The sequence below is a fragment of the Providencia sp. PROV255 genome, from assembly GCF_028478065.1.
GTDB classification, from domain to species: domain Bacteria; phylum Pseudomonadota; class Gammaproteobacteria; order Enterobacterales; family Enterobacteriaceae; genus Providencia; species Providencia rettgeri.
Genome location: NZ_JAMPMI010000008.1, coordinates 360,205 through 380,693, shown reverse-complemented (window position 1 = coordinate 380,693; position 20,489 = coordinate 360,205). Strand labels below are relative to the sequence as shown.

22 protein-coding genes and 1 other annotated feature are annotated in these 20,489 nt (G+C 40.0%); of the genes, 20 read left to right on the top strand and 2 right to left on the bottom strand.

Annotated elements, in window-relative coordinates; translation table 11 throughout:
• The first annotated feature begins 85 nt into the window (after positions 1 to 85).
• A complete protein-coding gene (locus tag PR725_RS08665; protein WP_109911243.1) occupies positions 86 to 739 on the top strand; it encodes a transglycosylase SLT domain-containing protein in 654 nt (217 codons plus the stop codon).
• On the opposite strand, the gene PR725_RS08660 is transcribed toward PR725_RS08665, so the two are convergent.
• The gene (locus PR725_RS08660) at positions 733 to 1,437 is read right to left on the bottom strand and encodes a MarC family NAAT transporter (RefSeq protein ID WP_004910345.1); all 705 of its coding nucleotides are present in this window, start codon (positions 1,435 to 1,437) and stop codon (positions 733 to 735) included. The two genes, PR725_RS08665 and PR725_RS08660, sit on opposite strands and share 7 nt — an antisense overlap.
• Before the next feature lie 457 nt (positions 1,438 to 1,894).
• Here PR725_RS08660 and fos point away from each other — a divergent pair, with 457 nt between their 5' ends.
• The 13 genes from fos to ihfA all read left to right on the top strand — a co-directional run bounded on the left by fos (position 1,895) and on the right by ihfA (position 12,441).
• Entirely contained in the window at positions 1,895 to 2,308 is a 414-nt protein-coding gene (fos, locus tag PR725_RS08655; RefSeq protein WP_109911244.1) for a fosfomycin resistance glutathione transferase, read from the top strand.
• A 103-nt stretch (positions 2,309 to 2,411) separates the two neighbouring features.
• On the top strand, positions 2,412 to 2,810 hold the full coding sequence (locus tag PR725_RS08650) for a hypothetical protein (protein ID WP_004910352.1): 399 nt from the start codon (positions 2,412 to 2,414) through the stop codon (positions 2,808 to 2,810).
• A gap of 102 nt (positions 2,811 to 2,912) precedes the next feature.
• Positions 2,913 to 3,362: a methyltransferase family protein gene (locus PR725_RS08645; protein WP_004910353.1), complete on the top strand. Its 450-nt coding sequence runs from the start codon at positions 2,913 to 2,915 to the stop codon at positions 3,360 to 3,362.
• A 79-nt stretch (positions 3,363 to 3,441) separates the two neighbouring features.
• Positions 3,442 to 4,029 carry a hypothetical protein gene (locus PR725_RS08640; RefSeq protein WP_109911245.1) on the top strand — a complete coding sequence of 196 codons (588 nt, stop codon included), beginning with the start codon at positions 3,442 to 3,444 and terminating at the stop codon, positions 4,027 to 4,029.
• 256 nt (positions 4,030 to 4,285) lie between these two features.
• Positions 4,286 to 6,214, top strand: coding sequence for a threonine--tRNA ligase (gene thrS / locus PR725_RS08635; protein WP_004910357.1), 1,929 nt, complete (start codon positions 4,286 to 4,288; stop codon positions 6,212 to 6,214).
• Positions 6,215 to 6,217: 3 nt separating this feature from the next.
• Positions 6,218 to 6,757 carry a translation initiation factor IF-3 gene (gene infC, locus PR725_RS08630; RefSeq protein WP_071524538.1) on the top strand — a complete coding sequence of 180 codons (540 nt, stop codon included), beginning with the start codon at positions 6,218 to 6,220 and terminating at the stop codon, positions 6,755 to 6,757.
• A 420-nt stretch (positions 6,758 to 7,177) separates the two neighbouring features.
• Positions 7,178 to 7,717 (top strand): translation initiation factor IF-3, encoded by a 540-nt coding sequence (infC, locus tag PR725_RS08625; RefSeq protein WP_071524539.1) that lies wholly within the window; start codon positions 7,178 to 7,180, stop codon positions 7,715 to 7,717.
• Positions 7,718 to 7,812: 95 nt separating this feature from the next.
• Entirely contained in the window at positions 7,813 to 8,010 is a 198-nt protein-coding gene (gene rpmI / locus PR725_RS08620; RefSeq protein ID WP_004263702.1) for a 50S ribosomal protein L35, read from the top strand.
• A gap of 45 nt (positions 8,011 to 8,055) precedes the next feature.
• The gene (rplT, locus tag PR725_RS08615; RefSeq protein WP_004263714.1) at positions 8,056 to 8,412 is read left to right on the top strand and encodes a 50S ribosomal protein L20; all 357 of its coding nucleotides are present in this window, start codon (positions 8,056 to 8,058) and stop codon (positions 8,410 to 8,412) included.
• Positions 8,413 to 8,501: 89 nt separating this feature from the next.
• Positions 8,502 to 8,631, top strand: a sequence feature (Phe leader region).
• Entirely contained in the window at positions 8,508 to 8,552 is a 45-nt protein-coding gene (pheM, locus tag PR725_RS21860; RefSeq protein WP_123382177.1) for a pheST operon leader peptide PheM, read from the top strand. It overlaps the preceding feature by 45 nt.
• Positions 8,632 to 8,754: 123 nt before the next feature.
• A complete protein-coding gene (pheS, locus tag PR725_RS08610) occupies positions 8,755 to 9,738 on the top strand; it encodes a phenylalanine--tRNA ligase subunit alpha (protein ID WP_004263717.1) in 984 nt (327 codons plus the stop codon).
• Between the two features lie 14 nt (positions 9,739 to 9,752).
• Positions 9,753 to 12,140 (top strand): phenylalanine--tRNA ligase subunit beta, encoded by a 2,388-nt coding sequence (pheT, locus tag PR725_RS08605; protein WP_272523840.1) that lies wholly within the window; start codon positions 9,753 to 9,755, stop codon positions 12,138 to 12,140.
• A 4-nt stretch (positions 12,141 to 12,144) separates the two neighbouring features.
• On the top strand, positions 12,145 to 12,441 hold the full coding sequence (ihfA, locus tag PR725_RS08600) for an integration host factor subunit alpha (RefSeq protein WP_004263721.1): 297 nt from the start codon (positions 12,145 to 12,147) through the stop codon (positions 12,439 to 12,441).
• Positions 12,442 to 12,518: 77 nt separating this feature from the next.
• Here the strand turns inward: ihfA and PR725_RS08595 are convergent, their stop codons facing one another.
• Entirely contained in the window at positions 12,519 to 13,457 is a 939-nt protein-coding gene (locus PR725_RS08595) for a RhoGAP domain-containing protein (RefSeq protein WP_272568551.1), read from the bottom strand.
• 115 nt (positions 13,458 to 13,572) lie between these two features.
• On the opposite strand from PR725_RS08595, the gene btuC reads away from it, so the two are divergent.
• The 6 genes from btuC to arnD all read left to right on the top strand — a co-directional run bounded on the left by btuC (position 13,573) and on the right by arnD (position 20,488).
• Complete coding sequence (gene btuC / locus PR725_RS08590) at positions 13,573 to 14,574, top strand: vitamin B12 ABC transporter permease BtuC (RefSeq protein WP_210845003.1); 1,002 nt, start codon at positions 13,573 to 13,575, stop codon at positions 14,572 to 14,574.
• Positions 14,575 to 14,579: 5 nt separating this feature from the next.
• Entirely contained in the window at positions 14,580 to 15,353 is a 774-nt protein-coding gene (gene btuD / locus PR725_RS08585; RefSeq protein ID WP_227024177.1) for a vitamin B12 ABC transporter ATP-binding protein BtuD, read from the top strand.
• A 119-nt stretch (positions 15,354 to 15,472) separates the two neighbouring features.
• Positions 15,473 to 16,618: a UDP-4-amino-4-deoxy-L-arabinose aminotransferase gene (gene arnB / locus PR725_RS08580; RefSeq protein ID WP_272568550.1), complete on the top strand. Its 1,146-nt coding sequence runs from the start codon at positions 15,473 to 15,475 to the stop codon at positions 16,616 to 16,618.
• Positions 16,618 to 17,610, top strand: a complete 993-nt coding sequence (gene arnC, locus PR725_RS08575; RefSeq protein WP_004910377.1) for an undecaprenyl-phosphate 4-deoxy-4-formamido-L-arabinose transferase — start codon at positions 16,618 to 16,620, stop codon at positions 17,608 to 17,610. Before arnB ends, arnC begins: the two co-directional genes overlap by 1 nt.
• Positions 17,610 to 19,595 carry a bifunctional UDP-4-amino-4-deoxy-L-arabinose formyltransferase/UDP-glucuronic acid oxidase ArnA gene (arnA, locus tag PR725_RS08570; protein WP_272568549.1) on the top strand — a complete coding sequence of 662 codons (1,986 nt, stop codon included), beginning with the start codon at positions 17,610 to 17,612 and terminating at the stop codon, positions 19,593 to 19,595. The genes arnC and arnA overlap by 1 nt, the downstream gene beginning before the upstream one ends.
• A complete protein-coding gene (arnD, locus tag PR725_RS08565) occupies positions 19,595 to 20,488 on the top strand; it encodes a 4-deoxy-4-formamido-L-arabinose-phosphoundecaprenol deformylase (RefSeq protein WP_115167380.1) in 894 nt (297 codons plus the stop codon). The genes arnA and arnD overlap by 1 nt, the downstream gene beginning before the upstream one ends.
• Position 20,489: the final 1 nt, after the last annotated feature.

Genomic DNA, 20,489 nt, shown 5'->3' with positions numbered 1-20,489 from the left:
CTGAAGTAAAAGTTAAGTAAAAATTATTTTATTTTTCTTAGGATTAGTTATTCTGCCATCGGCTTTCATCGCAGAGGATTCGACAGTGAAAAAAATAATTGGCGGTACTTTTGTGTTACTGCTACTTGCAGGTTGTTCAAGCGAACCAGATAGGCCTATAACAAAACAGCGAATGTTAGAGCCTACCGGGCCAATAACAGCACAAAATACGGTATTTCCAAGAACGCCTTTTGATGAATTTATTCGTGACTCTGCGGCTCGTTACAGTGTTGATGAAACTTTAATTAGAGCGATTATTGAGGTCGAATCTAACTTTAGACCTGAAGTTGTCAGTAAATCCAATGCAATAGGTTTGATGCAGATTAAAGCTTCGACAGCAGGACGTGACGCCTATCGTTACCAAGGGAAATCGGGGGAGCCGAGTTCTCGTGACCTAAAAGATCCACAAAAAAATATCGATATTGGTACAGCTTATATTCGTATTTTAAGGGAACAGCACCTTGCGGGAATAAGCCATCCTCAGACATTATATTATGCAACGGTTGTTGCTTATGTGAATGGGGCTGGAGCGTTATTAAGAACGTTTGATAATGATAAAGGTCGGGCGATAGCGATGATTAATCGCTTATCACCGGAAGAGTTTTATCAGCATGTACAAACAAAGCACCCTGCACCGCAAGCTCCACGCTATTTGTGGAAAGTCAAAAATGCTTACAATGCACTAGCGATGTCTTATTGATATTCTCTCATTAAGTGTGGGAGTTGCGCGACAATTTCAACAATGCCGTTGATAACAAACTGCACTCCCATACAGATTAATAAGAACCCCATCACCCGCGCGATAGCATCAATACCACTGTTTCCAAGCCACCTCATGATAGAAGTTGCGCCTCTTAAACCAATCCAAACGATAAGACTTGCAATAAAAAAAGTAATCACGGGGGCAACTTTTAAGACCCATGGAGCAAAACTCACATTACCTTGTAATGATGCAGTGGAGCTGATGATCATCGCAATAGTTCCCGGGCCCGCAGTACTTGGCATTGCAAGGGGAACAAAGGCAATACTCGGTGATTCTTGGCGTTTTTTGGGGACATTTGGGTCATCAAGCGCATTGGTGGTCTGGTCTTCTCCTACATCACTACTAGGGAATAGCATGCCAAAGCCAATAAATGCCACAATTAATCCTCCGGCAATTCGCAGCCCTGGGATTGATATTCCAAATGTGTTCATGACTAATTGGCCTGCATAAAAAGCGATTGTCATGATTGCAAATACATAAATAGAGGCCAACAGCGATTGATGATCACGCTGTTCTTTTGTCATATTAGCAGAGATGCTTAGCATGACCGCAATTGCAGTTAAAGGGTTGGCAAGAGGAAGTAACAGTACCAGGCCAATACCAACGGCTTGAAATAGCTCAAAAAAGTTTGTCATGGAAGTTAGATTCAAGCTCCTGATTAATGTGAATAAAACACCTTATCCCAAATGATAGCAAAATTTCTTATAGATCTGTAGGTTAGCATTTATATCTAGTAAGGTGTTTTGTGGTAGGAGTACTGCGACAGTACTGATGAGTAAAAGTCAGTATTATTAATTTGTAGATAATTGGAGTTGTTCACATTAACTGTGGATAACCGTGGCCTTGAACTGTGAGTAACTTGTTTTTTTTGTTAAATAACAATTGGATGAGTTGTTGTGGTAAAAGTATTCAATTTTTATAGGCAAAAAAAAACCTTTTTATAGGGGGATAAAAAGGTTAAGGGCATTTCGTAACAGGTTGTCATTAAGTTGATATGGAATGTAGTATATCTGCTGCAATGTTATTTACTGATAATTTATGTAAATTCATTAAAAGAATTCAATGTAACAGACAACCCAAGAGTAAAAAAATATGTTAAACGGAATCAACCATTTAACTTTAGCGGTAACTGACTTAGATAAAAGTATTAGTTTTTATCAATCACTACTTGGTATGAAGTTACATGCGAGTTGGAAAAAGGGCGCCTATATTTCCTGTGGCGATTTATGGTTATGTTTATCATTAGATACAACTCGCCAATTTTTGTCCCCAGAAAAAACGGATTATACACACTATGCCTTTAACGTTGATGCGAAAGACTTTCTTATCGTTGTTGATAGGCTAATGCAAGCGAATGTCATTGTCTGGAAAGAAAATAAAAGTGAAGGAGATTCTTTTTATTTTCTTGATCCGGATGGCCACAAATTAGAATTACATGTAGGCGGTTTATTACAACGCTTAAAGAGCTGCCAAGAAAAACCGTATGAAGAAATGAAATTTTATTAAAAAGAGTTATGGATTTCTTTACAAAGGATTTTTAGTTTTAAAAATAGCTTTACGCAGAGTTGTATATCCTATTTTCAGTTAATTTTGAGTAATAGGAAAAAGAATGAAAAAACTTATAGCGACATTAGCCGGAGCGTCTATGCTATTAGTTTTGGCAGCCGCCATGGTACTAATCGTTTTTCCTCAGCAGTGGAAGCAAAGTATTTATCCGAATATATCTCAAGTCTTACCAACTTCACTCAGTGCTATTTTACCGCAGAGTTTAGCCAGTAATGATATTTGTAATAGCTTAGAGGATAACCTGCAAAGTTTTGCTAACTATCTTAAAGTGAATCAGGATATCGTTGATGTAAAAGGAATGAATAGCTTAGATGAACAACTGGCTAATATTCAAACCAGAATTGATTCTATGCCAAGTGATGTCCGAAATTTAGTTTGCCAGCAGGAATACAGTAAATTAGAAGGTTTAAAAAGTGTGTTTTCATTAGGTTCCAGTAACTAATCTTTTTGCAGTTAATATTACCCCTCTATCTATTCTTCCGCTCAAATTTATATATTCATATATGTTATGCTAATAACATCATGTTGGCTTAAGGGTAATGTAATGAATATATTTAAATTGCCATTATTGAATTGGTTAGTGGCTAATGGCATTGCGGTTTATTTTCTTTTCAGGCAAGGTCTTTTAGACTGGACATTTTCTGGTTGGATGGGAATTTTAGGTATATTAGTTGCGCTGGAGAGTGTGAGTTGGGTCGCGACGAGTCTTTACTACTTTTATAAACATAAAACATCACCAAACCCTACGGTTAAGGCAACGCATTTAGTCACTAATGGGCCTTATCGATTTTCACGTAATCCGATGTATTTAGCTTTTACATCAATGAGCTTGGCTTTAGCTTTTTTCTCGCACTCTTCTTACTTTTTGGTCGCAGGGCTAGTATTTTGGCTGATTACTGATTTATATACGATCCCACAGGAAGAGCGTTTTTTATCTGCATCATTTAAAAATGAGTGGGAAGATTACAGTAAGCAAACGAGACGTTGGTTATAGATTAGTAGAAATGAGACGCTTTATCATTTAATCTGTTTTGTATACTACAAAATTTATACAAAATATATTAAGGATAATAATGAACTATCAGGTTGCGCCATTTTGGATATATTCGGGTAAGCTCGCGTGTTTTATAGTGATTAGCGTATTTTTTGCTTTTTTTTCGGTAAGTGGTTTTATGCTTTATTTATTTACCGTTGGGATTGTTTGGGCTGTCGTAGTCTCATTTAAAATTCATGGAATGAAAGAAAAAGGAATAATCTTAAAAAATAGCGATGTTTCTGATTGGATGGTATATGTGAATGGTATTCCAGTCCAAGAAAGAAGACAAACTCTGTCCAATCCCTGTTTTGCAACGATACAGCATGCGAAGTCATTCTTTAGTATTGCCTTTATTATTCGGGCGCTAATTCAAATTATCTTTTGTGTCTATTTATTTTGGCAAATAGAGAAATTAGATAACATTTTTGTACTATTATTCGGGTTAATTGCCACGTCCTACATCGTTTATTCATTATGGCAATCAATTCAATCGGTTATCATTCTTCAACAAAATAAGATAATCAGTGAAGAGTTAATCGCACCTAGTGGATCCCGTTGGTATCGTGTGTTTTTCAAGCAAAAAGAAAAACTATTTCCTGCATTGGATAACTTATTCATCATTTAATCGGGAAGGTGTTGATTTTTCATATGAAGAAGAACAATTCACGGTATTACGCTATCACCATAAAATAGGTCTGTGTTATCATTAGCAGTTGAGTTGCTCACGATGTAACGAAATAGGGCGTTTAAGTTTCCCATATTTGTGTACATATCTTGCATAGTGAAGTGAGAAATCGTTAGTAACGTATTGATTTATAACTTTGGAATAATCAAGCAAGTGATCTTTCGTGTGGGTCACCACTGCTGATAAGGATTTTTTAATGCCTGTTATTACTCTTCCTGATGGAAGTCAGCGTCAGTTTGACCATCCCGTTTCTGTGATGGATGTTGCTCGAGACATCGGAGCGGGTTTAGCTAAAGCCTGTATCGCGGGTCGAATTAATGGCGAACGCGTTGATGCATGTGAAATAATTGAACATGATGCAAATGTATCCATTATTACGAGCAAAGATGAAGACGGACTCGAAATTATTCGTCACTCTTGTGCTCACCTGTTAGGCCATGCAATCAAACAATTATGGCCAAACACTAAAATGGCGATTGGGCCGACTATCGACAATGGTTTTTACTATGATGTTGATTTAGACCACATGCTGACCCAGGAAGACTTGGAAAAGCTTGAAAAGCGCATGCTTGAGCTTGCCAAAACAGATTATGATGTGGTGAAAAAACGTGTTTCTTGGAGCGAAGCTCGTGAAACATTTGTGGCTCGAGGCGAAGACTATAAAGTTGAAATATTAGATCAAAATATTAGTCAAGATGACCGCCCTGGTTTATATCATCACGAAGAATATGTTGATATGTGTCGCGGTCCACACGTACCGAATATGCGTTTTTGCCACCATTTTAAACTACAAAAAGTGGCTGGTGCATACTGGCGTGGTAACAGCGATAACAAAATGCTGCAACGTATTTACGGCACCGCATGGGCTGATAAAAAACAATTGGCAGCCTATTTATTACGTTTAGAAGAAGCAGCTAAACGCGACCACCGTAAAATTGGTAAACAGTTAGATTTATACCATATGCAAGAAGAAGCGCCGGGAATGGCATTCTGGCATAATGACGGTTGGACAATTTTCCGTGAACTGGAAACCTTCGTACGCACTAAACTGAAAGCTTATAATTATCAAGAAGTGAAAGGGCCATTTATGATGGACCGCGTATTATGGGAAAAAACAGGTCACTGGGATAACTATAAAGACGCTATGTTCACGACGTCATCTGAAAACCGTGAATATTGTGTAAAACCAATGAACTGCCCAGGTCACGTACAAATTTTTAACCAAGGTTTGAAATCATACCGTGACTTACCATTGCGTATGGCAGAATTTGGCAGCTGTCACCGTAATGAGCCATCAGGTGCATTGCACGGCTTAATGCGTGTGCGTGGCTTTACTCAGGATGATGCACATATCTTCTGTACTGAAGAGCAAATCTTAAGTGAAGTCACTAGCTGTATTGAAATGATTTATGATGTTTACGCAACTTTTGGTTTCGAAAAAATTGTTGTAAAACTATCAACCCGTCCTGAAAAACGTATCGGTACTGACGAGATGTGGGACAGAGCGGAAGAAGACTTAGCCAACGCCCTGAAATCAAAAGGTATTGAGTTTGAATACCAACCAGGTGAAGGCGCATTTTATGGCCCGAAAATTGAGTTTACACTGTATGACTGCCTTGACCGTGCATGGCAATGTGGTACTGTCCAGTTAGACTTCTTCTTACCGGGTCGTTTGACAGCTTCCTATGTAGGTGAAAACAACGAACGTATCGTTCCTGTTATGATCCACCGTGCAGTGTTAGGTTCACTAGAACGCTTCATTGGTATCTTAACAGAAGAGTATGCAGGCTTTTTCCCAACATGGTTAGCACCACAACAAGTGGTTGTAATGAACATTACTGATAGTCAAGCAGACTATGTTCAAGAATTAGTAAGCAAGCTGCAAAGTGTTGGCATTCGTGCGAAAGCGGACTTACGTAACGAGAAAATCGGCTTTAAGATCCGTGAGCACACACTGCGTCGCGTCCCTTACATGTTAGTATGTGGTGATAAAGAAGTTGAATCAGGTAAAGTCGCTGTTCGTACCCGTCGTGGTAAAGACTTAGGCAGCCTTGATGTCAACGAATTCATGACAAAACTGCTTGAAGAGATCCGCAGTCGTCAACTCAATCAGATGGAGGAATAAGGTATTAAAGGCGGAAAAAAACTCCCAACAGCGCGTCCAAATCGTATTAACGATGAAATTCGCGCAACAGAAATCCGTGTCACTGGTTTAGACGGTGAGCAACTTGGTGTTATGAGTGTGCGTGAAGCCCTCTTTAAAGCAGAAGAAGCTGGTGTTGACTTAGTCGAGATCAGCCCAAATGCTGAACCACCGGTTTGTCGTATCATGGATTACGGTAAATATCTTTATGAGAAAAGCAAATCTCAGAAAGAACAAAAGAAAAAACAAAAAGTTGTTCAAGTGAAGGAAATTAAATTCCGTCCAGGAACAGACGAAGGCGACTACCAAGTTAAATTACGTAGTCTAATTCGCTTTTTGGAAGATGGTGACAAAGCTAAAGTGACACTGCGTTTTCGTGGTCGCGAAATGGCTCACCAACAGATTGGCTTGGAAGTGCTTAACCGCATCAAAACCGATCTGGATGAACTGGCATCTGTTGAATCATTCCCATCAAGGATTGAAGGACGCCAGATGATCATGGTATTGGCACCAAAGAAAAAATAATTAAGCCAGTATGGTTATAGCGAAGTAATTGCTAGAGTCTAGCAGCGCTCATTTTGGGCGCTGCTTCTCTGTTTTATCCGAGTTTTCTTTTTATTAATGATGAAAGTAATCTCATAGTAGCTAAGATACGGGTGTATTTTATGTCTTGTTATTTGCTTCATTAATGAATAAAGATAATTACGTCAAAGCAATATTTGGCCTCAATAGCCAAGTTTTCAAACAGTTCAGTGTGATTTATTGCAAGATTTACTTGAGTAATCCGGCAATAAGCATTAAAATCCGCGGTCGAATCACTTTGTCAGTGCATAGCGCATGAAGACAAACACAGAATATCGTACACACGTCAGGTATTAACTATTGAGTGACGAGTGTATTTGCTTGAGAGAAGCAAATCTCTTTATCCAATTGGAGGAATGAAGTATTAAAGGCGGAAAAAGAATCCCAACAACACGTCCAAATCGTATTAATGATGAAATTCGTGTTCCAGAGGTCCGTTTAACGGGTTTAGACGGTGAACAGTTAGGCATCATGAGCGCACGCGAAGCGCTTGAAAAAGCTGAAGAAGCAGGTGTAGACCTAGTTGAAATTAGCCCAAATGCTGAACCGCCAGTTTGTCGTATTATGGATTACGGCAAATTCCTTTATGAGAAGAGCAAATCTCAAAAAGAGCAAAAAAAGAAACAAAAAGTTGTTCAGGTGAAGGAAATTAAATTCCGCCCTGGTACAGATGAAGGTGATTATCAGGTCAAACTACGCAACCTGACTCGCTTTCTGGAAGATGGTGATAAAGCTAAAGTTACACTACGTTTCCGTGGTCGTGAAATGGCTCACCAGCAGATTGGTCTGGAAATGCTTAATCGCATCAAAGCTGATCTGGAAGAGCTGGCATCCGTAGAGTCTTTCCCTTCAAGAATTGAAGGGCGTCAGATGATCATGGTGCTAGCACCGAAGAAGAAATAATTAGGCCTGCAAGTAATATTCATTTATAGCAATATAGATGTTATTCGCCTAGTTAATTCGTAGTTAATCACAATGCGAAGTTGGAAATAAAAGAAATGCCAAAGATTAAAACTGTACGTGGCGCAGCAAAGCGCTTTAAAAAAACTGCAGGCGGTGGCTTTAAGCGTAAGCATGCAAACCTTCGTCATATCCTGACTAAAAAGTCAACTAAGCGTAAACGCCATTTACGTCCGAAAGGAATGGTATCTAAGGGCGATCTGGGTCTGGTAGTAGCTTGCCTGCCTTACGCATAAGTAAACAATTTAGTTAATTAAGATAAAAGACGATAGGAGATAGCTATGGCTCGCGCAAAACGTGGTGTAATCGCACGTGCACGTCACAAAAAAATTCTGAAGCAGGCGAAAGGTTACTATGGTGCACGTTCACGTGTTTACCGCGTAGCATTTCAAGCGGTAATCAAAGCTGGTCAATACGCTTACCGTGACCGCCGTCAACGTAAACGTCAGTTCCGTCAACTGTGGATCGCACGTATCAACGCTGCGGCTCGTCAGAATGGTCTGTCTTACAGCCGTTTCATCAATGGCTTGAAAAAAGCTTCAATTGAAATCGACCGTAAGATCTTAGCAGACATCGCAGTTTTCGATAAAGCAGCATTCACTGCTTTAGTTGAAAAAGCGAAAGGCGCTTTAGCTTAATTGTTTGCTTGAAAAGAGGAGGGTAACTTCCTCTTTTCATTTATAGCTATTTGTGTTAATACTTTAGACTCAGATAGTTATTAGGAATTTATTCTATGCATTTTGTGATTTTTCGTTTCTTTTTTTACTTTAGCACCTGAATTTCGGGGGCTTTTGCGCGTAAATAGAAAGAAGAAATGAAAAATTACGCTAAAGCCTCCTTAGGGAGGCTTTTTTGTTTCTAGTTTTAAATTAAGTGCAGTAAAATCAGTTAAGTATTCATTCATTACCAAATAGAATGTGAAGCTTAAAATATATAGTGAATAACTAGCAAAAAGACCAAGCGGTCATAAAGGGGAAACAATGCCACATCTCGCTGAGTTGGTTGCACAGGCAAAAGCAGCCATTGAACAGGCCCAAGATGTTGCTACGTTGGAGTCAGTGCGTGTTGAATATTTAGGCAAGAGCGGCCATTTCACACTACAGATGAAAACGTTGCGTGATCTGCCTGCTGAGGAACGTCCAGCAGCAGGGGCTGTGATAAATGAAGCTAAAGTACAGGTTCAAGATGCACTGAACGCCCGTAAGGACGCGATGCAAGCTGAAATTCTTAATGCACGTCTAGTGTCAGAAAAAATTGATGTGTCATTACCAGGGCGTCGTATGGAAAATGGTGGGTTACACCCAGTCACCCGTACAATTCAGCGAATTGAAGAGTTTTTTGGCGAATTGGGTTTCTCTGTAGAAACAGGTCCAGAAATCGAAGATGACTACCATAATTTTGATGCGCTAAATATACCTGCTCACCACCCCGCGCGTGCGGACCACGATACTTTTTGGTTCGATGCAAAACGCTTACTGCGTACGCAAACATCGGGTGTGCAAATCCGTACAATGAATGGCCAACAACCACCAATTCGTATCATTGCCCCAGGTCGTGTATATCGTAATGACTACGACCAAACGCATACACCTATGTTCCATCAAACAGAAGGCCTGATTGTTGATAAAGATATCAGCTTTACCAATCTAAAAGGCACATTACATGATTTTTTGAATAACTTCTTTGAAGAAGAAGTCCAAGTACGTTTCCGCCCATCTTATTTCCCATTCACAGAACCTTCAGCAGAAGTTGACGTTATGGGTAAAAATGGTAAGTGGTTAGAAGTATTAGGTTGCGGAATGGTGCATCCAAATGTATTACGCAATGTAGGTATTGACCCAGAAGTCTATTCAGGTTTTGCATTTGGTATGGGAATGGAGCGCTTAACAATGCTGCGTTACGGTGTTTCTGACCTACGTGCATTCTTCGAAAATGATCTTCGTTTCCTCAAACAGTTTAAATAAGGCGGGTCTATCTCATGAAATTCAGTGAACTATGGTTACGCGAATGGGTGAACCCGGCGATCAGTAGTGAAGCATTATCAGAACAAATCACGATGGCAGGTTTGGAAGTTGACGGTGTAGATGCGGTTGCTGGCCAATTTCACGGCGTTGTTGTCGGTGAAGTGGTTGAGTGTGGTCAACACCCAAATGCAGACAAACTGCGTGTCACAAAAGTTAACGTGGGTGGTGAGCGTTTATTAGATATCGTCTGTGGTGCACCAAACTGCCGTCAAGGTTTGAAAGTTGCTGTTGCTACCGTGGGTGCGGTATTGCCCGGTGATTTTAAAATTAAAGCAGCAAAATTACGTGGCGAGCCTTCTGAAGGTATGCTGTGTTCTTATTCTGAGCTGGGTATTTCCGATGATCATAGCGGAATTATTGAATTGCCGCAGGATGCCACTATCGGTACCGATATTCGTGAATATCTAAAACTTGATGATAATGCGATTGAAATCAGCATTACACCTAACCGTGCAGATTGCTTAAGTATTCTTGGGGTTGCACGTGATGTCGCAGTTATTAATAAATTAGCGTTAAATGAACCAGTTATTAATGCTGTATCTGCGACAACAAAAGATACATTCCCAATTCGAGTCGAAGCGCCAAATGCGTGCCCACGTTTTTTAGGGCGAGTGATCAAAGATATTGATGTTTCAGCACCGACACCAATGTGGATGAAAGAAAAGCTACGTCGTGGTGGAGTCCGTTCTATTGACGCTGTTGTGGATATTACCAACTACGTTTTATTGGAATTGGGCCAACCTCAACATGCCTACGATCTAGACCGTTTAGACGGTGCTATTGTTGCTCGTATGGCTAAAGATGGTGAGAAACTGGTTCTTCTTGACGGTAGCGAAGCAACATTGAAATCAGACACCTTAGTAATCGCTGATGAGTCTAAAGCACTCGGGATCGCGGGTATTTTTGGTGGTGAGCACTCAGGCGTTAATAACGAAACCAAAAATATTTTATTAGAGTGTGCGTTTTTTGACCCATTATCGATTACAGGCCGCGCACGTAACTACGGTTTACATACCGATGCTTCACACCGTTTTGAACGCGGTGTTGACCCACAATTGCAGTTTAAAGCGATTGAACGTGCAACCTCACTGATTGTGGATATTTGCGGTGGTGAAGTGGGTGAAATCATTGATGTCACCAGTGAACAGCATTTACCGAAAGCAGCCAATATTAAGCTGACGCGCAATAAATTAGACCGTTTGATCGGCCACTTTATTGAAGATGAGTTAGTCACTGATATTTTGACGCGTTTAGGATGTAAAGTCACGGTTTCGGCTAACACATGGGATGTTGTTGCTCCAAGTTGGCGCTTCGATATGCAAATCGAAGAAGATTTAGTGGAAGAAGTCGCGCGTGTTTATGGCTATAACAGTATTCCTGATGTGCCACTGCGTGCCGACCTGGTCATGACTAATCATAAAGAAGCTAACTTACCTTTAAAACGTATTAAAGCGATGTTAGTTGACCGTGGTTATCAAGAAGCAATTACATATAGTTTTGTTGATCCTAAAGTTCAAGCTTTACTGCACCCACAACAAGACGCATTGATTTTACCTAACCCGATTTCTGTCGATATGTCAGCGATGCGTTTATCGCTGTTGACTGGTTTATTAGGAACGGTTGTCTATAATCAGAATCGTCAACAAAATAGAATTCGTTTATTTGAGACAGGTCTGCGCTTTATTCCTGATAATCAAGCAGAATATGGAATCCGTCAGGAACCAATGCTTGCAGGGGTCATCACAGGCAATAGATTTGAAGAACATTGGTCATTAGATAAACAAGTTGTTGACTTCTTTGACTTAAAAGGTGATCTTGAAGCTGTTTTTGAATTGACTGGGAAACTAAATCAAATTACATTTAAATCTGAGGCACACCCTGCATTGCATCCAGGTCAAAGTGCTGGGATTTATCTGGAAAATGAACACATTGGCTTTATTGGTGTGGTCCACCCAGAATTAGAACGCAAACTCGATTTAAATGGTCGTACGGTGGTGTTTGAGGTTCGTAGTGATGCGATAGCACAACGTGTCATCCCTGAAGCTAAGGCGATTTCGCGCTATCCATCGAACCGCCGTGACATCGCTGTAGTCGTGCCAGAAGATGTGGCCGCTGCTGAAGTTTTAGCAGAGTGTAAAAAAGTTGGCATAAATCATATAGTTGGCATAAACTTATTTGATGTGTACTGTGGTGAAGGAATAGCAGATGGCTACAAGAGCCTTGCTATCAGTCTTGTCTTCCAAGATACCCAACGTACCATGGAAGAAGAAGAGATCACTGCTACCGTTGATCTGTGTATTGCTGCGTTAAAACAGCGATTCCAAGCCTCCTTGAGGGACTAAACCTATGGCGCTTACTAAAGCTGAAATGTCAGAAAATTTGTTTGAAAAACTGGGTGTTAGCAAACGTGATGCTAAAGACCTTGTCGAAACTTTCTTTGAAGAGGTTCGCCTTTCCTTAGAAAATGGTGAGCAAGTAAAATTATCTGGATTCGGTAACTTTGATTTACGTGATAAAAATCAACGTCCCGGACGTAACCCAAAAACTGGGGAAGATATTCCAATTACTGCACGCCGTGTTGTTACTTTCCGCCCAGGCCAAAAATTAAAAAGCCGTGTAGAAAAAGCAACACCGAAAGAGTAATTATATCGTTTGATATAGAAAAAGACCGCCTAGGCGGTCTTTTGTTTTTGGAAACTGTGATAGTAGTCGAGAGTTGATTAGACATCATAGGATTGCAATTTTAAATCGTGATTAATTAGAGCTTCTATGTAAATTTGTGCGTCACTATTTAATTTAATCTGAGAAGCAAAAGGTAGGCCTGAGCTAGTGACTAAACTTGGTGCAAAGCAAGTTGCTAAGTTGTAAGCATCCATTTTATTTGTTTGCTGATTTTTTGTGATTTCAGCGAATAGAGGAATGACTAATTGTAGTGTTAACGGTGTTTTTTCAAGAGATAAAAATGCATGTTGAGCATTTTTATCTAGTTCTTTCAGTAGCTCTCTTTTGTCTTGATTGATTGAGTTTTGAGCGAAAATTTCCTTTAATAACGCAGATTTTTGTTGTACTACATCGGCTAATTTATGAATGGATTTTGGAGAGGTTTCTAATGAATGAATATTTTTTTCTATTAGATTAGCAGCAATCTTTTTGTAAGCTGAAGTAAGAATTTTAATATCAACAATATCTTTGTTTAAAAGATATTCTTTAAGTGGCTTGGCTGCGAGTAGGTGTGAGACTAATTTATCACGCTCAAGCGCATTTGCTGATGTGCGAAAAAGACCAATTGTTTCCCTGTAATTTGGGTGAGTTAAAATGGCGCTACCCAGTTTATTAAGCTGAAGATAATTCATTTTTTCATCGCCAGTGAGTTCTTTACAGTAATCGATAGCCTTTATGTTTTCTTGCTCTATCTTTTTCGCAGCTAATTTGTCTTTTTCACAAATTGGTGAGGTTGGGGGCATTTCAGTAGAGAAGGTGGGATAGTGTTTGACCGTATTTGATTGAAACTTGCGTAAGATATAGTTTTTTATACTAGACAGAACATTAATTTTTCTAATTGAATTTATAAATCCTTTCTTCTTCTCACTAGAGGGGCGCATATTTTCGTGAGGATTTGTTATCAGTGATGATTTGAGTGCATTGTTTCTAGCTTTCATAGGTTTCCATAGAGATTATGTTAAAATTAAAAATTAATTTAAATCTATGGTGATAATATATCTTGCATAAAAAACGGTAATTTTCTAACTCAATAATAAATAAGTAAATATATATATGACTTATTCTTTGCTTGGATTACAAAAACAACAAAATAAATCAGACATACGTTTAATCGTATTTTTGTTTTTCTCCCTTTTTATCATTGCAATATTGTCGCTCAGTGCAGGGGAGATTTGGTATTGGCCTAGCCAATGGATGGATGATCCCGCGCAGTTGTTTGTCTGGCAAATTCGCTTTCCCCGCACACTAGCGGTCATTGTCATTGGCGCAGCTCTTGCAGTCACAGGGGCTATAATGCAAGCTTTATTTGAAAACCCTTTAGCAGAACCAGGCTTATTAGGGGTTAGTAATGGTGCGGGTGTCGCGGTGGTGCTGACTGTATTATTATCATCTGGTGTGACGCATTATTGGCTATTAAGTGTTAGCGCGATTATAGGGGCTTTATTATTTACCTCCATATTGCTTTACTTTGCTCGTCGTAAGAATTTGAATAATTCGAGTTTATTGCTTGTTGGGGTTGCACTTGGTGTGATTAGTGGGGCTTGTATGACATGGATGGTGTATATGAGCAGTAACCTTGATTTGCGGCAGTTACTGTATTGGATGATGGGGAGTTTTAGTGGGGTTGATTGGCGTCAAATTGGCCTTGTTATTGGCTGTTTACCGTTTTTAATTTGGGTGCTCTTCCAAGGTAATATACTGAATTATCTTTCATTAGGTACAGTACAAGCTTATCAATTAGGAATCTCAGTCCATAAATGGCGCGTGATATTAATTATTATTAGTGGTGTATTAATTGGCCTCAGCGTCGCTATTGCGGGTGCGATTAGTTTTATTGGTTTGGTTATTCCTCATATATTGCGATTAAGTGGTTTAACAGATAACCGAGTATTATTAGTTGGTTCTGCTGTAGCAGGGGCATTAGGGTTATTAATTGCAGATATACTGTCTCGGTTATTAATCGACAATGCTGAAGTTCCTATTGGTGTTATTACGGCCACCTTAGGGGCACCGATATTTATTTTCTTGTTAATTCGTCACCAACAATGGCGGTAGAAGTGATGGATAACAAATTAATTATTGATATTAAAAATATTACCGTCGATACTCGATTGATTAATGTTTCAGCTCAAGTGCGGGCTGGAGAACAAATTCATCTATTGGGTGCGAATGGGGCGGGGAAAAGTACATTATTAGCTGCGATAAGCGGTTATTTACCTGTAGGCGGCGATATTTTAATTGATGGCCGAAGTATACGGCAATATCGTATTGCACAATTAAGCCAACAGCGTGCTTATCTTTCACAATTAGTTAGTTACGTTCCTATACTCAAAGTTTTTCAATACTTTGGCCTTTTTTCACCTGACACCTTGTTTTCCAATGATATTTTTGAGCGCTTATGTTCAGATTTTCAACTGACATCATTATTAAGTAAACCTATTAGCCAACTCTCGGGTGGAGAATGGCAGAGGGTTCGAATTACAGCCGCATTTTTGCAGGTTTGGGATAAACAGCAATGCAAGGGAAAATTCATATTATTGGATGAGCCGACCAATAATTTAGATATTATTCAGCAATCGATGCTTGATAAATGGATTAAATATTTTTGTGATTGCTTAGGAACCGTTATAATGAGTGGTCATGACCTTAGTCATTCATATAAAAATGCATCTTGTATTTGGATGATGAAACAAGGACAGTTAGTCGCAATAGGGAAACCAGAGTGCATAATGACAGAAAATAATTTATCTGACATATTTATGTCTGAAATTAAGTTAAGTCACAGTACATCTCATCAAGTGTGGCAGGTTATAAATTTAGCGGATAAGCAATAAGTTGTTTTTATCACACATTTTTACATGATAATCCCGCAATGTTTGCAGGTGTTGAGGTTCGGTTAAAGTATAATTAACTAGAATATTCTATTCACAATGAAAACTAGGCTATTAACAATATGAGCAATTTCTTACCATTTTCAAAACCAGCAATTGGTGATGAAGAGGTCAAGGCAGTAGAAAACGTTCTGCGTTCAGGCTGGATAACAACAGGCCCACAGAATCATCAGCTAGAAAACGATTTTTGTAAGCGTTATGGCTGTAAACATGCAATTGCATTGTCATCAGCTACTGCAGGCATGCATGTTGTATTAATGGCATTGGGTATTGGTCCTGGTGATGAAGTCATCACGCCTTCTCAAACATGGGTATCTACAATCAATATGATTGAGTTGCTTGGGGCAACACCGGTCATGATTGATGTTGATCGTGATACATTAATGATCCAACCTGATGCCGTAGAAAAAGCGTTAACAGAAAAAACAAAGGCTATTATCCCAGTACACTATGCGGGAGCTCCTTGTGATCTTGACGCATTGCGTTTGATTGCTCAAAAAGCCGGTGTAGCATTAATCGAAGATGCGGCACATGCCGTGGGTACTCGTTATAAAGATGAGTGGATTGGCGAAAAGGGAACGTCTATTTTTTCTTTTCATGCCATCAAAAATGTCACCTGTGCGGAAGGGGGATTAGTCGCAACAGATGACGATGAACTTGCTCAGCGTGTACGTACACTCAAGTTTCACGGTCTAGGGGTTGATGCGTTTGATAGACAAATGCAAGGCCGTAAGCCGCAAGCCGAGGTTGTTGAGCCCGGTTTTAAATATAATTTATCGGACATTCACGCCGCGATTGCAGTGGTGCAGTTATCACGAGTTGAGCAATTAAATCAGCGTCGTGCGGAACTTACAGCTCGTTATCGTGAGTTGCTGAAAAATTCTCCTTTACAAATGTTGAGTGTCCCTAGTTACTCACATTTACATGCAAATCATTTATTTATGGTACGTGTCGATAAAGCAGCATGCGGTATTGATCGCGATACATTCATGGAAAAATTGAAAGAGCATGATATTGGAACAGGGTTGCACTTTCGCGCCGCGCATACACAAAAATATTATCGCGAAAAATACCCTAAGTTAGTTTTACCTGAATCAACATGGAATAGCGCCACATTGTGTTCGTTACCTTTATTTCCCGATATGACTGATGCAGATGTTGAACGGGTCGTTAAAGCTGTAGAAGCAGTTCTTTTGGAGTCAAAATAGTGTCACACGCAGATGAATTTGATGAGATTAAAAAAGTCTCAGTGGTTATCCCTGTCTATAATGAAGAGCAGAGTTTACCGCAATTGTTAGAACGTACTATCAAGTCATGTAAACAATTAACTCAATCCTATGAATTAATTCTAGTTGATGATGGTAGTAGCGATCGTTCAGCACAAATGCTTACAGAAGCCGCAGAAAATCCAGATAACCACGTTATTGCAATTATTTTAAACCGTAACTATGGGCAGCATTCTGCTATTATGGCGGGTTTTAACCAAGCTGATGGCGACTTAGTGATTACTTTGGATGCGGATTTACAAAATCCACCAGAGGAAATCCCACGTTTAGTGCAAACAGCTATGCAAGGTTATGATGTAGTTGGTACGCGCCGTGCGAATCGCCAAGACTCTTGGTTTCGCAAAACAGCCTCTAAAATGATCAATGCGATGATCACAAAAGCGACAGGGCGTTCAATGGGAGATTACGGCTGTATGTTACGTGCATACCGCCGTCATATCATTCAAGCTATGTTGCAATGTCATGAAAGAAGTACATTTATTCCTATTTTGGCAAATACATTTGCACGTAGAACCATTGAAATTGATGTAGCGCATGCAGAACGCGAGTTTGGTGATTCTAAATACAGCTTTATGAAGCTGATTAATTTAATGTATGACTTATTAACATGCCTGACTACAGCGCCACTACGTTTATTGAGTGTTGTAGGAAGTATTATTGCTGCTGGCGGTTTTTTATTAGCGGTATTGTTAATTGCATTGCGTTTAATTTTTGGCGCAGAGTGGGCAGCAGATGGCGTATTTACTCTGTTTGCAGTACTCTTTATGTTTATTGGTGCACAATTTGTTGCCATGGGGCTACTGGGCGAATACATCGGTAGGATCTACAATGATGTGCGCGCAAGACCTCGTTATTTTATTCAAAAAGTCGTTGGAGCAGATGCGAAATCCGACAAAAATCAGGAAGAAGACTAATGAAAGCTATTGTTTTTGCCTATCATGATATTGGCTGCGTAGGGCTAAAAGTGCTTGAAAAAGCAGGTTTTGATATCCAAGCAGTGTTTACACACACTGATGACCCAAATGAAAACCACTTTTACTCCTCAGTTGCGCGTTTAAGTGCTGACATGGAGCTTCCTGTTTTTGCGCCTGAAAACGTTAATCATCCATTATGGATTGAACGTATTCGCGAAATGAAACCTGATGTGATTTTCTCTTTCTACTATCGTGATATGTTAAGTGAAGAGCTGTTAGCTATCGCGCCTAAAGGTGCGTTTAATTTACACGGCTCATTGCTACCTAAATACCGCGGTCGAGCACCTATTAATTGGGCATTATTAAAAGGTGAAAGCGAAACTGGTGTGACCTTACATAAAATGGTAGCTAAAGCTGACGCTGGCGATATTATTGCTCAAGAAAAAGTGGCGATTACCAATACAGACACTAGCCTGACTTTACATGCGAAAGTACGTGAAGCGGCGGAAGTTTTATTGAATAAAACACTGCCATTAATTGAAGCTGGTAGCTACAAATCAGTTGCACAAGATGAAAGCCAAGCAACATATTTTGGTCGTCGTACCGCTGAAGATGGTTTGATTAATTGGAATAATAGCGCAAAAGAAGTTAACTGCTTAATTCGTGCAGTAACTGAACCTTACCCAGGTGCGTTCACTTATTTAGGCGCACGTAAAATGGTTATCTGGCGCGCACGCGTTTTAGATGATAATCAAGGTAAAGCAGCTGGTACGGTACTTTCGAGTGACCCACTGCGTATTGCTTGCGGGCAAGGCGCTATCGAAGTGATTAGCGGCCAAAGCGAGACTGGTTTATATATGCAAGGTAGCCGCCTTGCTAACGAAATGGGTATCGTAACTGATGTCCGTGTTGGAGCAAAACCAACAGCACAAGTTAAACGCCGCACACGTGTTCTTATTTTAGGTGTGAATGGGTTTATTGGTAACCATTTAACGGAGCGCCTATTAAAAGACGGTAACTACGATATTTATGGTATGGATATCGGTTCTTCTGCGATTGAGCGTTTTATTGGTAACCCACGCTTCCACTTCATTGAAGGTGACGTTAGCATCCATACAGAATGGATTGAATACCACATCAAAAAATGTGACGTTATTCTGCCTCTGGTTGCGATTGCAACGCCAATCGAATATACCCGTAATCCATTACGCGTTTTCGAATTAGACTTTGAAGAAAACTTGAAAGTTGTACGTTACTGCGTGAAATATAACAAACGTATTATCTTCCCATCGACGTCTGAAGTTTATGGTATGTGTGATGATAAAGAGTTTGATGAAGACGAGTCACGCTTAATCGTCGGCCCAATCAATAAACAACGTTGGATTTACTCAGTTTCTAAACAATTACTTGACCGAGTGATTTGGGCATACGGTGCGAAAGAAGGTTTAAAATTCACCTTATTCCGTCCATTCAACTGGATGGGGCCTCGCTTAGATAGCTTGAATTCTGCACGTATTGGTAGTTCGCGTGCGATTACTCAGTTAATTCTAAACTTAGTTGAAGGTTCGCCAATTAAACTGGTTGACGGTGGTGCACAAAAACGTTGCTTTACAGATATTAAAGACGGTATCGAAGCGTTATTCCGTATTATCGAAAACAAAGATGGCAAATGTGATGGTCAGATCATCAATATCGGTAACCCAACTAACGAAGCGAGTATTCGTGAATTAGCAGAAATGTTGTTGGAAAGCTTCGAAAAACACCCTCAACGTGGGAAATTTCCTCCATTTGCAGGCTTCCGTGAAATCGAAAGCAGCAGCTATTATGGCCAAGGGTATCAAGATGTTGAACACCGTAAACCAAGTGTTGAAAATGCACGTCGTTTACTGGATTGGGTCCCAACTATCGATATGAAAGATACCATCGAAGAAACATTAGATTTCTTCTTACAAGGTGCAGTTGAAGAGTTAGGTAATAAAGACTAATGAAAAAAGTTGGCTTGAGAATTGATGTGGATACCTACCAAGGTACCTTGAAAGGGGTTCCACAGCTACTCAAAGTGCTCAAAGAGCATAATATCCAGGCCAGCTTTTTCTTCAGTGTAGGACCCGATAACATGGGGCGCCATTTATGGCGCCTTTTGCGTCCTAAATTTCTGTGGAAAATGCTTAGGTCGAACGCTGCATCCCTTTATGGGTTAGATATCTTATTAGCGGGCACAGCATGGCCGGGTAAAAAAATTGCTAAAGATTTAGGTTATTTGATGAAACAAACTTTGGATGCTGGTCATGAAGTTGGCTTACATGCATGGGACCATCAAGGTTGGCAGGCTAAAGTTGCCAAATGGAGCAAACCGCAACTAACAGAGCAAGTTAAGTTAGGGGTGGATGCGCTGGAGCAAGCCATTGGACACCGAGTGACTTGTTCTGCCGTTGCTGGTTGGCGAGGTGATGAGCGTGTGTTGGAAGTTAAACAAGCGTTTAACTTTGACTACAACAGTGATTGTCGTGGTAAATACCCATTTAGGCCAATTTTAGCCGATGGCTCACTCGGGACGGTTCAAATCCCTGTCACACTGCCGACTTACGATGAAGTCGTAGGGACAGTCGTGAGTGATGATGCATTTAATGATTTTATTCTTCAAGCAATTAAAGAAGATCAAGGCGTTCCAGTTTATACTATCCATACAGAAGTGGAAGGAATGTCCAAATCGGAACAATTTTCACAATTATTGGAACGAATTACACAAGAAGAAATCCAATTCTGTACATTGAGTGAATTACTGCCAGACAATTTGAATTCATTGCCCAAAGGGCGTGTGGTGAGGGCACCATTCCCCGGACGTGAAGGCTGGCTAGGCTGCCAAGAAGAGGAATAAG

Coding starts and splice junctions, on each gene's coding strand:
- PR725_RS08660 (WP_004910345.1), bottom strand. CDS start 1,437: ATGACAAACTTTTTTGAGCTATTTCAAGCCGTTGGTATTGGCCTGGTA.
- fos (WP_109911244.1), top strand. CDS start 1,895: ATGTTAAACGGAATCAACCATTTAACTTTAGCGGTAACTGACTTAGAT.
- PR725_RS08650 (WP_004910352.1), top strand. CDS start 2,412: ATGAAAAAACTTATAGCGACATTAGCCGGAGCGTCTATGCTATTAGTT.
- PR725_RS08645 (WP_004910353.1), top strand. CDS start 2,913: ATGAATATATTTAAATTGCCATTATTGAATTGGTTAGTGGCTAATGGC.
- PR725_RS08640 (WP_109911245.1), top strand. CDS start 3,442: ATGAACTATCAGGTTGCGCCATTTTGGATATATTCGGGTAAGCTCGCG.
- thrS (WP_004910357.1), top strand. CDS start 4,286: ATGCCTGTTATTACTCTTCCTGATGGAAGTCAGCGTCAGTTTGACCAT.
- rpmI (WP_004263702.1), top strand. CDS start 7,813: ATGCCAAAGATTAAAACTGTACGTGGCGCAGCAAAGCGCTTTAAAAAA.
- rplT (WP_004263714.1), top strand. CDS start 8,056: ATGGCTCGCGCAAAACGTGGTGTAATCGCACGTGCACGTCACAAAAAA.
- pheS (WP_004263717.1), top strand. CDS start 8,755: ATGCCACATCTCGCTGAGTTGGTTGCACAGGCAAAAGCAGCCATTGAA.
- pheT (WP_272523840.1), top strand. CDS start 9,753: ATGAAATTCAGTGAACTATGGTTACGCGAATGGGTGAACCCGGCGATC.
- ihfA (WP_004263721.1), top strand. CDS start 12,145: ATGGCGCTTACTAAAGCTGAAATGTCAGAAAATTTGTTTGAAAAACTG.
- PR725_RS08595 (WP_272568551.1), bottom strand. CDS start 13,457: ATGAAAGCTAGAAACAATGCACTCAAATCATCACTGATAACAAATCCT.
- btuC (WP_210845003.1), top strand. CDS start 13,573: ATGACTTATTCTTTGCTTGGATTACAAAAACAACAAAATAAATCAGAC.
- btuD (WP_227024177.1), top strand. CDS start 14,580: ATGGATAACAAATTAATTATTGATATTAAAAATATTACCGTCGATACT.
- arnB (WP_272568550.1), top strand. CDS start 15,473: ATGAGCAATTTCTTACCATTTTCAAAACCAGCAATTGGTGATGAAGAG.
- arnA (WP_272568549.1), top strand. CDS start 17,610: ATGAAAGCTATTGTTTTTGCCTATCATGATATTGGCTGCGTAGGGCTA.
- arnD (WP_115167380.1), top strand. CDS start 19,595: ATGAAAAAAGTTGGCTTGAGAATTGATGTGGATACCTACCAAGGTACC.